This is a genomic window from Porphyromonas circumdentaria, assembly GCF_900167105.1.
In the GTDB taxonomy this organism is placed as follows: Bacteria; Bacteroidota; Bacteroidia; order Bacteroidales; family Porphyromonadaceae; genus Porphyromonas; species Porphyromonas circumdentaria.
This window is the reverse complement of record NZ_FUXE01000016.1, coordinates 12,636-26,825: the sequence shown is the minus strand read 5'-3', so window position 1 is coordinate 26,825 and position 14,190 is coordinate 12,636. Positions and strand designations below refer to the sequence as shown.

General features: G+C 40.7%; 8 protein-coding genes. 3 read left to right on the top strand and 5 right to left on the bottom strand.

Annotation, left to right across the window (positions count from 1 at the left end):
• Positions 1-2: 2 nt before the first annotated feature.
• The 3 genes from B5D06_RS07255 (at position 3) to B5D06_RS07245 (ending at position 6,007) form a co-directional block, all read left to right on the top strand.
• On the top strand, positions 3-1,343 hold the full coding sequence (locus B5D06_RS07255; RefSeq protein ID WP_078737341.1) for an ABC transporter permease: 1,341 nt from the start codon (positions 3-5) through the stop codon (positions 1,341-1,343).
• A gap of 39 nt (positions 1,344-1,382) precedes the next feature.
• Positions 1,383-4,307 carry a M16 family metallopeptidase gene (locus B5D06_RS07250; protein WP_078737340.1) on the top strand — a complete coding sequence of 975 codons (2,925 nt, stop codon included), beginning with the start codon at positions 1,383-1,385 and terminating at the stop codon, positions 4,305-4,307.
• A 521-nt stretch (positions 4,308-4,828) separates the two neighbouring features.
• Complete coding sequence (locus B5D06_RS07245) at positions 4,829-6,007, top strand: T9SS type A sorting domain-containing protein (protein ID WP_078737339.1); 1,179 nt, start codon at positions 4,829-4,831, stop codon at positions 6,005-6,007.
• Between the two features lie 323 nt (positions 6,008-6,330).
• On the opposite strand, the gene mutL is transcribed toward B5D06_RS07245, so the two are convergent.
• From mutL to recQ, 5 genes are all read right to left on the bottom strand, one after another.
• Entirely contained in the window at positions 6,331-8,211 is a 1,881-nt protein-coding gene (gene mutL / locus B5D06_RS07240; protein WP_078737338.1) for a DNA mismatch repair endonuclease MutL, read from the bottom strand.
• A 4-nt stretch (positions 8,212-8,215) separates the two neighbouring features.
• Entirely contained in the window at positions 8,216-8,464 is a 249-nt protein-coding gene (locus B5D06_RS07235; protein WP_078737337.1) for a hypothetical protein, read from the bottom strand.
• Between the two features lie 17 nt (positions 8,465-8,481).
• The gene (locus B5D06_RS07230; RefSeq protein WP_078737336.1) at positions 8,482-10,452 is read right to left on the bottom strand and encodes an OstA-like protein; all 1,971 of its coding nucleotides are present in this window, start codon (positions 10,450-10,452) and stop codon (positions 8,482-8,484) included.
• 119 nt (positions 10,453-10,571) lie between these two features.
• A complete protein-coding gene (locus tag B5D06_RS07225; RefSeq protein ID WP_078737335.1) occupies positions 10,572-11,963 on the bottom strand; it encodes a peptidylprolyl isomerase in 1,392 nt (463 codons plus the stop codon).
• Positions 11,964-11,998: 35 nt separating this feature from the next.
• Entirely contained in the window at positions 11,999-14,167 is a 2,169-nt protein-coding gene (gene recQ, locus B5D06_RS07220) for a DNA helicase RecQ (RefSeq protein WP_078737334.1), read from the bottom strand.
• Positions 14,168-14,190 lie beyond the last annotated feature (23 nt).

Sequence of the window (14,190 nt, the reverse complement as noted above, 5' to 3'; positions counted from 1 at the left end):
ATATGAAAAACAGTAAGATAGGTATCATTGTAGGGCGTGAATATGCTATGCGCGTCCGTAAAAAATCTTTTTTCATCCTTACTATTCTGATGCCTTTTGTTTTTATTGGGGCAATGTTTCTCCCGATGTTGATAGGACAGTACAGTGTAGGAAAGGAAAAAGTGGTTGTTATAGACCATACTGGCAAATACTTTGCCTTGTTGGAAGACACAGAAAACTATAGTTTCATCACAGGTAATGAATCAATCGAAGAGTATAAACTGTTAGGAGAAGATAATAGTCAAGAAATAACAGCCGTTTTAGAGATTAAAGAGGATTTGCTCAACAATCCTAAAGCAATCGAACTATATGGTTACAGACAGATCCCATCAGGTCTCCAGGGATATATAGAGAGAACACTTTCCTCTTATTTAACGGAGAGAAATCTTGAGAGTAACTTCGATATACCCAATATATCGGAGATTGTGCAAAACAGTAAGATCTCTCTAAGCGTACCTACCTACAAGTGGGATAAGGAGGGCAAGAAGGAGCACTCCAGTGGAAATATTGCAGGTTTGATGGGGTTGATACTCTCCATTATTAGCTTCTTCTTTATAAGTACTTACGGCGCATCGGTTATGGGTCTTGTGCTTGAAGAGAAGAAAAACCGCATCATGGAGGTTATGGTATCGAGTGTACGTCCATTCGATATGATGATGGGTAAAATCGTAGCCATGGGCTTGGTAGGGATAACTCAGATTGTGCTCTGGGTAGTGCTGACGGGTATACTCTTTGCTGCGGGTTCTTTGGTTATGCTAGGTAATGTCTTGGATCTCTCTACTATAAGCACTATGCAGCAAGCCGATATCACGGGTATGGCTGCCAATGTTTCGGTAGAAGAGTTTGCCTTTTTCCAAGAGGGTATTTCGGCTTTTATGAGCCTTAACTTTGTGCATATCGGATTGATGTTCCTTTTCTATTTCATCGGAGGCTTCCTGCTCTATGCTTCTATCTTTGCAGCGGTAGGCTCTGCCATTTCGAGCGAAGAAGACAGCAACCAGTTCATTATGCCTGTTATGCTCCTACTTATGGTAGCTTTCTATACAGGTATTGGTAGTATGAACAACCCCGATGGTCCGCTGGCTTTTTGGTGTTCTTTAATACCCTTTACTTCTCCTATTGTTATGATGGTGCGTCTACCCTATGGAGTACCCGTATGGCAACAGATTGTAAGTGTGATACTTCTTTTCATTACGTTCGGAGGTCTCACTTGGCTCAGTGCAAAAATATATAGAGTGGGGATACTCATGTATGGCAAAAAGCCTTCTTTTAAGGAGTTAGCTCGCTGGATTACATTCAAATAAATCACGACTTACATAGAAATTAAAGCATAAATAAAGACTATGAAGAAAACGATTTTATTATTTCTGTTTTTTGCTGCCTCTGTGAACTTCCTTTTTGCACAGAAGTTTAAGACGCTCCAAAAGACAGATGGAAGAGGTTATCGCTACGAAGAGGTAACCAATGACCCTACCAAAGCGAGGGTCTATACGCTCTCCAATGGACTTACCGTTTATTTGAGCAAGAATGTAACTGCCCCTCGCATACAGACTTATATACCCGTGCGAGCTGGCTCTAATAATGACCCTTCCGATAATACGGGTTTGGCGCACTATTTGGAGCATATGCTCTTTAAGGGTACGTCTCGTATGGGGTCTCTTAATTGGGAGAAAGAAAAGGTAGAGTTGCAGAAGATTTCGGATCTCTATGAGCGTCATAAGCTCTCTAAGGACAGTTTAGAGCGTCGTCGTCTGTACCATCAGATTGACTCTATCTCTCAAGTAGCTTCTAAGTATGTTTCTGCTAATGAGTACGACCGCTTGACCTCCTCTTTAGGAGCAACTCGTGTGAACGCTCACACTTGGGTAGAAGAGACGGTTTATACCAACAATATCCCCTCGAACGAATTGGAGCGATGGTTGAAGATTGAGAGTGAACGCTTTGATGAGCTTACCCTACGTCTTTTCCACACAGAGATAGAGGCGGTGTACGAAGAGTTCAATATGGGGCAGGATAATACATACCGCCGAGTAATGAAGGTGCAAAACGAATTACTCTTCCCCACACACCCTTATGGACAGCAAACTACCATCGGTACTTCGGAGCACTTGAAGTCCCCCTCTCTCGAAGCTCTTCATGCCTACTTCAATAAGTATTACATCCCCAACAACTATGCGATTGTCTTGGTGGGCGACTTGGACTATGACCAAACAATAGCCTTGGTGGACAAATACTTTGGGAAGAAGAAGGCGAAGGCAGTAGTCCATCCTACCTTCCCTCGCGAAGCTCCTATAACCTCTCCTCGAGTAGCTGATGTGTATAGCAAAGATGCGGAGTTTGTGGGTATCTCTTACCGTTTCGACGGTGGTACGGGTAGTGAAGATGAAGTTTATCTTACCCTCATTGACCGAATTTTCTCTAATGGTAAGGCAGGTTTGATAGACCTTAATCTCAACTTAGCACAAAAGGTTTTGCAAGCCTCTTCGTATCCTATGGTGTATAAGGAGTATTCTGTACACACTTTTTATGCTAACCCCAACCCTGGACAAACATTGGAGCAAGCCAGAGACCTTCTCTTCTCTCAGATAGAAAAGGTTAAGGCAGGCGACTTCCCCGATTGGTTATTGACGGCTGTTATTAACGAGATTGAGTTGGATCAAACCAAGGGTTCTATCAATGCCAACCAAGTAGCTACTCATTTGTACAGAGCCTTTATTCACCACCAAAAGTGGGCAGATCGCCTCTCTTTTACCGAGAAGTTGCGCAAGGTAAAAAAGGCAGATATTGTAGCATTTGCTAAAAAGCATTACAACAATAACTACGTACTTATCAATAAGCGTCAAGGCGACAATCCTAACTTGATACGTGTAGAAAACCCTGGTATTACACCTATCAACATAGACCGTAACGCTATGTCAGAGTTCGGTAAGAAACTCCTTGCCGAAGAGGCACCCCGCCTGAAGCCTCTCTTTGTAGACTTCAAGAAAGATATAAAGAAGACTAAGGCTGGAGCTTTGGATGTCGAATATATCCTCAATGCCGAAAATGATCTCTTCGAACTTACCTACCATTTCGACTTCGGTAGTTTTGGGATGAAGGGCATCCAAAATGCTGCAGATTACTTCTCTTACCTTGGTACAGACAAATTGACTGCTACACAGGTACAGCAAGAGTTCTATAAGTTGGGGATTAGCTTCAATATATCAGTTCAGAACAAGAATACGTATATAACCCTCTCGGGCTTGAAACATAACTTCGAGGCAGGAGTACGCCTTTTCGAAGAGGTGCTCAAGAATATAAAGCCCGATGACGAAGCTCTTAAGAACTATGTAGAGCAGGTTATAAAGGTACGTATGAACGAACGTAGCGATAAGGAGCAGATTTTCAATGCTGCTGTTATGTATGGTAAATATGGCAAAAACTCTCCTCTACTGGACATTACTTCTGTCAAGTACCTCAAAGGGCTCAAAGGAAAAGATCTTACCGATATGCTCAAAAGCCTAATGACTTACAAGCATAAGATTTTCTACTACGGTAATGATATAGAAAATGCTTGCAAGGTATTGGCTAAGTATCACAAGGCGGGTACACGCCCTGTTCCTGCTAACAAGGAGTATAAGCAGTTGCCCACAGGTGGTAAGGTGTACTATACCAACTACGATATGGTACAGACACAGATGATGATATTCCGCCGTGTGGATAAGTTCAACGCTAAAGATTTGGCTTGCGAACGCCTCTTTAATAGTTACTTCGGAGGAGGTATGGGCTCTATCGTATTCCAAGAAATCCGTGAGTCTAAGAGCTTGGCATACTCTGCCTATGCTTACTATGGCGGAGCTAAAAACTTGCAAGACCACAATTACCTCACTGCCTTTATCGGCACGCAGGCCAACAAATTGCCTCAGGCCTTGAAAGCTATGGAAGAGCTTATAACCAATATGCCTGAGTCTGAAAAGAGTTTTGAAACAGCCAAAGAATTGGTATTGCGTACTATTGAGGCAGAGCGTATTGTTCGCTCCAGCATCTATTGGAGAGCAGAGGCGTTGCATAGAGTAGGTATCTACCATGACAACCGTCGTGAGATTTACCAAGAGGTACAAAAGCTTACATTACAAGACTTGGTTCGCTTCTTCAACGAAAAGATCAAGGGTGGAGACTATACTTTCGTACTTATTGGTAGAGAGAGCGACCTCCCCTTAGATATGATGAAGAAGTATGGCGAGGTGCAGAAGTTAGAGTTGGATGATATATTCTCTTCCATGGAGTAAACTGTGAACTGTAAACTACGATATAACCTATCGTAGGAGACTATTTGCCCCTTCAGGTCTTTTTTGAGGACTTGAGGGGGCTTTTACGTGCTGTGAACTTTGATAGCTACTACTACAAAGTTCTTTGGGGAATATTATTCTGTGAGAGAGGGGAGTTGTCTCGTACTATAAACGTCTTTTATTGGTGTAGAAAAAGAGTTTTATAAGTACCTGTAAACAAATTATTTCAAGAGTAATTCTATATATTCAATCTAAGTATATATATATTCAGCCTAAAAATATATATATTCAATCTAAATATACATATATTCAAGTTGAATATATAGATTAACACTTGTGCAAAATCATTTTTATATCGGTCTATTAGAGTTTTTGTTTGTAAGAAAACACTTTTTCGTTCTCTGTGAGAGTTGAGAAAAAAGGAGAGAAAAAGACATTATTGTCTGAATATCAGAAAATAAATGCTTATACAGTACTTTTTTACTACCTTAGTGGTAGTAATTTAAAGCTGTAGAAATGTTATGAAAAAAATAGCGACTTTATTTTTAACGCTCGCTGCTGCCTGTTCTTTTAGCGTGGCACAGCATTCAGAAACTACTCTAAGAGAGGGTAAAAGTAAATACTTCCTCAAATCAATTATCAGCTCTGATAATGAGGAAGACTTCTATTTCCATTATGACAAAGAGAATCGTTTCTGTGCAAGAGATCGTTTCTCTAATAATAGAAGAGAGGCAACTGATTCTCTTTTTTACGATGAGAAGGGAAATATAGTTCGTATGGATCGTTGGGCCCGTTTCGGCACAACAGCTGTAGATCCTGCTTTTGAAGTACGATTCAAATACCAATATGATCAGGAAGGACGCATTGTTAAACGCCATCACTACATGAAGCCAGATTTTCAGAACCCCATTTCTGTAAGAACATACTATTACAGGGAGGATGGTAAACTTGATTATTACAACGATGTTTCTGCGTTTATTGGCGTAGACACAAAAACGGTTCATACTTATGACGACAAGGGCTTATTGGCAAAGTCTTCTCTTCAAGATAAGCAGGGTGATGGTAGTTATCGAGAAGTAGCTTTTACCGAATTTTTCTATGAAATGGGTAAGACTTTACCTAAAGAACTCGTGTATCAAGTTTTCGATCCGCAAGGAAAAAAGTTTATTATACTGAAGAAAGATTGGTACACCTATATTGATAACTCCACAGAGTCCTATATAGCTGTTAATGGAGAGAGAAATAAGGTTTATCGTATTGATTATAAGTTAAATAATACAGATGAACATCGTGAAATTGTTGCTCCTTTGACACCCGAAGATGACGATACTTTCTATCGATATGGCTTTGATCATAAGCGTCTCTCTGAAAAATATAGTCGTTATCAAGGAAGCGAAACCACTGTTTATGTGCGAGACAAAGTATATGCTTATGAACAAAAAACTATTGGTGTAGAAATGCCCGAAACAGTGAAGACAGAGGTGACTGTATATCCCAATCCTGCAACAGAGCAAATCTCTATTGAGGGTACAGATATTGAGCAAATAGCTCTCTTTGATGCTAAGGGGATGTTAGTTAGAAACATCTCTGTAGAGGCAGATTTTGTAAATATGGAAGTAGCTTCTTTGGCGCGAGGAACCTATGTGCTGCAAGTAAAGAGTGCATCGGGTCTTCAATCTTACCCTGTAGTTTTGCGCTAAGGATAAATTGCAAAAAGGGATAGAGGGATGAATCTTTTCGTCTGTTTTTAGCAATAATCAGACTTTGTATTGAGAGGTTGATTTCTCAATATTCTGAACTTTCAAAAGGCTCCGTAGAGAGTGTGACTTTATAGGTCTCAACTCTATGGAGCCTTTTCTTGTGTTTTTATTATGGAAATCCTACACACGTTGGCAAGCTTTTCCATACGTGTTCTTAAAGTGTTTTAGGCGCAAATTATCCTTATAAGTCGCTTTCAGAAATCCTTCTGAGAGAATCACTGTCCCAAAATTTTTGTTGAATGCCAATAATTCTCAATGGGTTATTATAGCATAAAGAGTTTTTTGATTTCTTCCTCTTCAAAGAGATGAATGATCTTTTTGCCTGTTGGGGTATAGGTGCTCTCAGAACAGGAGAATAGCTGGGCGATAATTTCCTCTGCCTCTTCAAGCGAGAGAAGTGGTCTCAAATATCCTTTCTTTTTTTGTGTGATAGTAGAGGCCATGACCTCTACGAGTTCATCCATAGAGAAATCTTTTTTTGCAAGCATTACAGAAATCGCTTGTTCGATAACTTCTTTTATGGACCCTTCGGTAATATAGGGTGCCGAGTTTACAGAGTATTCCCCTTTTCCTAAAGGAGTAATTTCAAATCCAAAGGATTCTAACTGAGGGATAATCAGTTCAATCTGTGCTTCTTCTCGTACGGGAAAGCTACACACCTCTGGAGTCAACAGTAGAGAAGTTTTTACTTGTAGATTTCCCTCTTTGAGTTCTCGTAGGGTATCTTCGTAGGCAATACGCATTTTAGCACGGTATGCATCGATAAATACGATTCCCCTCAAAAGAGATGTAACGATGTAGTGCTCTGCATAGATAAAGCAGTTTGCTTTTTTAGAGAGATTTTTTTCTTTAACGGGAGTAGTGTCAGGTGGGGTAAGTTCTTCTATATGAGAGGAAAATAGCGAAGAAAATGAGGAAAAAGACGATGGTTCCGAACTTTTATGACTTTCAAAAGAGCGAAACATATCTTGCCAACTGATGCGAGCAGCCCCTTTCCCCCCCCGTTTTGCCTGAGGAGCTTCAGAGGTTTCGGCAAAAGGGTCATAGTTGGGGTCTATGGTTGTATCAGGTGCAGGAAGAATATCTTCGGAGTGCCCCTCATAGATGGGTATATCAACGATGTTTTTAGGGTCGAAATCAATCATCGGTGTCTCCATCTTGAGATTGAGTGTTTGTCGGATTACGATAGCTAATATCTTAAATATGGCTTGCTCGTCCAGAAACTTAATCTCCGTTTTGGTAGGGTGTATATTCACGTCAATCCGAGAGGGATCTATCGTGAAGTTGATAAAGTAATTGGGGTACATATTGGGCGGCAAAAGTTGTTCGTATACCGAGTTTACTGCCTTGTGAAAATAGGCGTGTTTCATGAACCTCCCATTAACGAAGAAGTACTGCTCTGGATTACGTTTTTTAGCACCCGATGGATGACATACAAAGCCCTCTATTGTAGCTAATTCATTCTTAAATGTGATGGGAATAAGGGTCTTTTCGAACTGTTTTCCCAAAGTATCTACTACGCGCCTTAGTTGGGTGGTTTTGGGTAAATCCAATACAGGTACACCCTCTGAGTAAAAAGAGAAAGATATAGAGGGATATATAAGGGCTATGCGCTCAAATTGCTCCTGTAAATGCCTCAGTTCTGTAGCATTTGTTTTTAAGAATCTGCGTCGAGCGGGAACATTGAAAAAAAGATTACGTACGGTAAATGTGCTCCCTACTGGGGCTGCAGTGGGCTTAGATGAGATAACCTCAGAGCCATTGAGACACAGCATAGTACCCATTTCATCAGAGGCTCTGCGTGTTATCAATTCTACTTGGGCTACAGAGGCTATTGAGGCAAGAGCTTCTCCTCTAAATCCCATAGAGTTGAGAGAGAAAAGATCCTCTACAGAGGAAATTTTACTGGTCGCATGTCGCTCAAAGGCCATACGGGCATCCATGGGAGACATGCCACTTCCGTTATCACTTACACGTAGTAAAGCTCGCCCTGCCTCTTCTACCTCGATGCGTATCTGTGTAGCCCCAGCGTCAATAGCATTTTCTACCAACTCTTTGAGAACAGAGGCAGGACGCTGTATTACCTCGCCTGCTGCTATTTGGTTGGCAATGCTCTCTGGGAGTACTCGTATAATTTCGCTCATTTATTTATCGATAAAATAGATACCAGATAACAACTCCTAAAAGAAGAAGTAAGACGAGTATTTTAAGGATTTCGTTCCAGCGGTTCATTCCTGATATACCTCTCTCTTCTTGACGAGAGAGGTGGCTCATGTTTTGAGTTAAGGAACTATGTAATTCCTCTGCAAAACGCTCTTTGCGAGAGTTTTCGTCCTCTTCTGTATTCATAGAGGCCAGGTCTTCGTCTGTAGGAGGAAGTTCTCCATTCTTTACCATCTCTCTGCGAATAGCTTCTATTCGCTTTTTTCTTGCTTCCTTGGAGGCGTTCCAATAGATGGGAGTATGTCGGAATTGTCTTGGCTTTCGGTTGCCGTAGAAGAAAAAGAGTCCCATAATGTTGATAGAGGATTGTTTTTGAATAGTTGTTCGTAAGAGAAAGATTGCCATGGAAGATCATCCTCGGCAGGCCTACGAATATATTGAGGAAGTTGGGAAGAAAGAAAACTTGTTACCGAGGTGTCTTCTTCTGAAATAGGTTCAGTCGGGGGATCGGGAGTATATAGAGTGATCTCTTTTTCTAACGTTTCGTAGGCAAATTTGGCGGCATAAGCCCCACTGAAGCGATTTAAGTCGCTTAGATTTTGGGGAGAGTAGGGGATTATTGCCCCTAAAGAATCTCGTTTTGCTCTAAAAATGTCGTTAGGAGATTGAGGTCGCAGGTTGGATTTCCAGGAGAGGCCTGGTAGTAGGGCTATATCATCTGTTACCTGTTCAATGGGGTATATTTTCCCTTCTACAGCACCTTGCCAATGAGTCTTTCGGAGAGTGTCCCCCTCTATGTAGGAAATAATTTGGGGGGATTTTATATGTCCAAGAGCGTAAAAGCGTTTGAGAGCTTCTTGCTGGGCATAGTAAATCATTTCTGCGTTGCCGTGTACCCGTATTTCCCTCACTGTACTATCTGCGAAAAATGTTAGTAGGGAATCTCCTTTTACCTGTTCATATTTATTCTCTCCTACCTCTCTCATCACTTTTGCATTGGGGTAGGCTATACTTCTATCAATAGTATCTGCAATGAAATATATCTTTACGGTGTCTCCTTGTACTTGAGATTGCTCTTGCCACAAGATAGGATTTTGGTAGAGCACTAAGGTTGAGTCAAGTGTAAAATAGCGCGCAGAGTCGGCGATTGCTTGAATATCTTTGCGAAAAAGTCGCACATGATGATAGGCTCTACTTAGGCGAATTGATTCCTTTCCCTTTTTTATTTGGATGTTTTCCAACGTATCCGCTCCCATATAGAGCGTATCGGGGCGAGAGTAATCGATTAGAGAAGCTCGTTGTGTGGTAAAGGCATACTCTTTGTTTTCATCGTAATATCCGTATTCTCCCTTTAGAATAGCCTTATTGATGGTATCGGATAAAATCATACTTCCAAAGGACTCTGCAAACTTATTTTTTCGGTCATAAAGCAGAGAATCTCCTGTAATAGTTCCCCTTTTTTGGTACACAACAGAGCGGTCTAAAAGGATGCTGACATCTTTTTCTGTATCATAAACTCCACGAGTACTCTCTACAGACCCAGAGTCGGATTGTATAGTAGTTGGTCCTCTAAAATAGGCAATCTTACTTTTTGTATTATATCTGAGGTAGTCGGTATTTAGCGTAAAGTCGGGATGCACTAACTCAACCATATTTTTGAATATGGCTTCATTGAGCTGGGGGGTATACTCTCCATATATTGAGGTTAATGTGTTTAGAGAGTCTACTATAGTACCTGTTTCAAAATAGTAACCCACATCTAAATTACGGTCGTAATCAAGGCTATCTGTGTATAAGACAGCTGTCGAATTTCTGAGTTCGACTGTATTACGTAATTGGGCTATTTTGCTATTACCATCGTAAAAAAGATATTTGCCTGTAATCGAAATACTATCTCCTTCGGTTATCCTAATTGCTCCGAATGCTTCGAACTGGTTTTCTTCTTCTTTGAAATAGGCACTATCGCAGCGCATAATCCAGTTTTGGTGACTTAGCTGTACATTGCCTATGAGCTTCTGTATTCCAGGAGCATTGGCGGCATCATACTCTAATATATCGGAATAATCAAGCGAAATACGACGATCTCCTCTTTCTCGTTGGGGAGGAGGAGGAGTTGCAAATATAAGAGAGAAAAAAATTAAAGAGAGACACAGAAAGATAGCTCCTCTGTGAAAGAGTTTGGGGAGTAAGGCGAACCAAGAAGAGCATTTATTTTTCCCCATGGGTGAACTTTGTTTTACGTCTTGTCAAGCAGCAATCTGCTATTGTTGTCGTTTGCGTCTTTACTTTTTGAAGTAAGAAAATCTAATAATTTTTCTCGATGTTTTTTGCCCTATAAGTGTTACTTGTTATCGTGTATCCAACCAGAATAGCGGAAGTTACAGTTACGATATTTCTCCTTTACTTCGATAAAGGTCTTTTTTTGCTGTGTACGTACCCACTCATCAAGCACTTTATTTCTCTTGCTTTCTAAAGCCATCGCTTTAATTGTTTGGAAATCTACCTGCAGATTCGCTCTGTGGGCTTCGTTTCTATTCTTAAGTTTTATGAGTACGACCTCTTTATTGCCCTTGTCGTTAATCATGATGAAAGGACGAGAAATCTCTCCAATGCGCAGATTAGCCACTTGTCTACTGATATCCTGGGGGAGGTCTTCCATTGAAAAGAGAGAGCTACCCGAAAGATTGCTTTGGTAGTTCTCATTGATGAGTAGACCATTATTATTAATAGTTTTCTCATCTTGCGAGTATTCGTCTACAGCCTTCTCGAAAGATATGTCAGACTTTGTAATGAGAGTCCCTATACTATCGAGTTTCATAACCTCCTTCTCTAAGGCTTCATTGGCAACTTCTGGACGCAGTAGAATGTGGCGAAAATTAATAAGATCCCCTCTCTTTTCTATGAGTTGTACAATATGGTAGCCCTCTTCTGTTTTAATAACTTGGGAAACTCTTTTCGTGTCACTCAAGTCGAATACTACTCGGGCAAATTCTGTTTCAAGGCTTGTTTTAGGTACAAAGCCATACTCTCCTCCTTGTGCTGCTGTTCTGTTATCTTGAGAGTATAGTCTTGCCAGAGAAGAGAAAGTACTTTTACCCTCATTGATGTCTGCGCTGAAAGAGCGTAGACGCTCTTTTATACGATCAATTTCAGATAGGGAAATGCTGGGAGTACGTGAAATCTTCTGTACCTCTACCAAGGTAGGAACGAAAGGAATAGAATCGGCAGGAAGAGAATTGTAGAAATTTCTAATTTCAGAGGGAGAAACGCTCAGATTGGAAGCTATCTTTTGTTGCATAGAACGCACAATCTCGTTGTTGCGTACCATACGTCTTCTATCCTCTCTTATCTGAGATAGATTTTTACCAAAATACTCTTCCAGTTTTTCTTTTGAGCCTATCTGTCCAATCATTCCCTGTAAATCTGCTTCTACATAGCGAGTGATAGAAGATTCGTCTACCGTAATACTATCAATCTTTGCCTGATTGAGAAATAGCATTTGTACTGCCAACTGCTCTGGAATAAAGCAGTCTGGATCTTCTTCCATTCGCACCCCTTCCGATAGCATGCGTATCTTTTGATACTCTACATCAGAGTGTAAAATAGGTTCGTCACCTACCATCCATACTACCTCGTCAACGATATTGTTTTGTCCATGTAAACCCAAACAAGAGACTAAGGCAAGGATGCCTATTATTGCAATATTTTTTATGTTTCTGTAGCTGTTACTCATAATTGGGTACGAATGATTTATTTTTTCGAGTTTCTTTAGTTAGCTTGCTCAGAGATAAATTTGATGCGGATAAGGCGCAGTTCCTCCAGTGAGTAAACGTCTCCAAACTCATCTGATACCGTATCAATCTGCTCAGACTCTGAGCTTTTCAAAAAGTCGTATACCTCTTTTACATCATCGTCACTCATAAGCTCATAGATGATATAATCTATATTGATGCGAGTGCCTGAATAAACGATTTGCTCTATCTCGGTGAGGAGCTCTTCTATATCAAGATTGTTCGAAAAGGCAATCTCTTCGAGAGGAATACGTCTGTCTAACTGTTGGATAATGGAGATTTTTACCTTTGACTTATTGGCTACCGTGCGTACCCTAAAGTCCATAGGACGTTCTATTTCATTATCCTCAACGTGTTGTCGGATAAGGCGCAGAAACTCTGCCCCATAACGGCTTGCTTTACCAGCACTTACCCCAGGAATGTTTTGTAGTTCTTCTTCCGTAATGGGGTAGAGAGTTGCCATTGCTTTTAGTGTGGCATCTTGAAAAACGACATAAGTGGGTACTTTGTGTTGTGCTGCGACATTTTTACGTAAGTCTTTCATCATGGAGAAAAGTTCGGGATCGGCCGCCTCTCCAGATGCATCCTCTTTGAGAGCTAGCTCTTCATCTTCTTCGGAAACTACTACGATTTCAAACTTAGTAGGTTTTTTGAGGAATTTCTTTCCCTTTGCTGTTACACCAAGAACGCCGTAGTTTTCAACCCCTTTTTCAATGAATCCAGCTATAAGAGCTTGGTTGATAATGTTTTCCCACATTTCTGCATCGGTCTCTTCCCCTTGACCAAAACACTCCAACTGGTCATGACCAAACATTTCAATGTCTGCCGTGGTGACCCCTCGCAAAACATTAATAACGTGATCTTCTTTACATTTTTCTTTAAGAGCAAGTATAACCTCTAAAGCACTTTGCAGTAATTCGGTTGCTTCAATTTTCTTTTTTGGCATTGTACAGTTATCGCAATTTCCACAATTATCTTTCTTATACTCTTCTCCAAAATAGTGTAGTAGCAATCGCCTACGACACATTGCAGACTCTGCAAATGTAGAAGTTTCGGAGAGAAGTTGCTTGCCAATCTCCTGTTCAGAGACAGGTTTGTTTTGCATAAACTTCTCAAGGCGTTGCATATCTTTTGTACAGTAGTAGGCTATACAAAGACCTTCGCCTCCATCTCTTCCTGCCCTTCCTGTCTCTTGGTAGTAACCCTCAAGACTTTTAGGCATATCATAGTGTATCACGTAGCGTACGTCGGGTTTGTCAATTCCCATACCAAATGCAATAGTCGCTACAATTACTTTACACTCCTCACTGAGAAAAGCGTCCTGATTGATGGCCCGCTCTCGGGCATCCATCCCTGCATGGTAGGGAAGCGCTTTAATCCCATTGGTCTGAAGAAGTTCGGCAAAAGTAGTTACTTTATTTCGGCTCATGCAATAGATGATGCCACTTTTTTCTGGATTTGAAAAGATAAACTTTATTATATCCCTATCAATACTCTCCGTTTTAGGTATTACTTGATAAAAAAGATTGGCCCTATTGAAGGAGGATCTGAATATAGTAGCACCGTGTATATTGAGATTCTTTATGATGTCATGCTCTACTTTTGGCGTTGCCGTTGCGGTAAGTGCTATTATAGGTCTTTTGCCAATAGCCTCTATTATGGGGCGTATTTTTCGATATTCGGGTCTAAAGTCGTGTCCCCATTCAGATATACAGTGTGCTTCATCTATGGCGTATAGAGAGATGGGGATACTCTGTAAAAAGGAGGTGTTCTCTTCTTTGTTCAAACTCTCTGGTGCTACATACAGCAACTTGGTAAGTCCTTGGCTAATGTCTTTACGTACAGCCTCCAACTGGGCCTTCGATAGAGAGGAGTTGAGAAAGTGTGCTATACTATCATTTTTGCAGTAACTCCGTATAGCGTCTACTTGATTTTTCATTAGAGCTATAAGAGGAGATATGATAATAGCCGTACCAGAAGAGATTAAGGCAGGTAGTTGATAACACAAGCTTTTACCTCCTCCCGTAGGCATCAAGACAAAAGAGTCCTTACCTTCCAGCAAGTTGGTAATTATGGCTTGTTGATTGCTCTTGAAAGTATCAAAGCCAAAATAATCTTTTAACTGAGTAAGCAACTCTTGGTTCATAGCTTTTCAGAGAGAACGAGGAT

Excerpts from the sequence above, each read along its gene's own strand:
- mutL (WP_078737338.1), bottom strand. The coding sequence starts at position 8,211 with ATGAGCGAAATTATACGAGTACTCCCAGAGAGCATTGCCAACCAAATA.
- B5D06_RS07225 (WP_078737335.1), bottom strand. The coding sequence starts at position 11,963 with ATGAGTAACAGCTACAGAAACATAAAAAATATTGCAATAATAGGCATC.
- B5D06_RS07230 (WP_078737336.1), bottom strand. The coding sequence starts at position 10,452 with ATGGGGAAAAATAAATGCTCTTCTTGGTTCGCCTTACTCCCCAAACTC.
- B5D06_RS07245 (WP_078737339.1), top strand. The coding sequence starts at position 4,829 with ATGAAAAAAATAGCGACTTTATTTTTAACGCTCGCTGCTGCCTGTTCT.
- B5D06_RS07250 (WP_078737340.1), top strand. The coding sequence starts at position 1,383 with ATGAAGAAAACGATTTTATTATTTCTGTTTTTTGCTGCCTCTGTGAAC.
- B5D06_RS07255 (WP_078737341.1), top strand. The coding sequence starts at position 3 with ATGAAAAACAGTAAGATAGGTATCATTGTAGGGCGTGAATATGCTATG.
- B5D06_RS07235 (WP_078737337.1), bottom strand. The coding sequence starts at position 8,464 with ATGGTAAAGAATGGAGAACTTCCTCCTACAGACGAAGACCTGGCCTCT.
- recQ (WP_078737334.1), bottom strand. The coding sequence starts at position 14,167 with ATGAACCAAGAGTTGCTTACTCAGTTAAAAGATTATTTTGGCTTTGAT.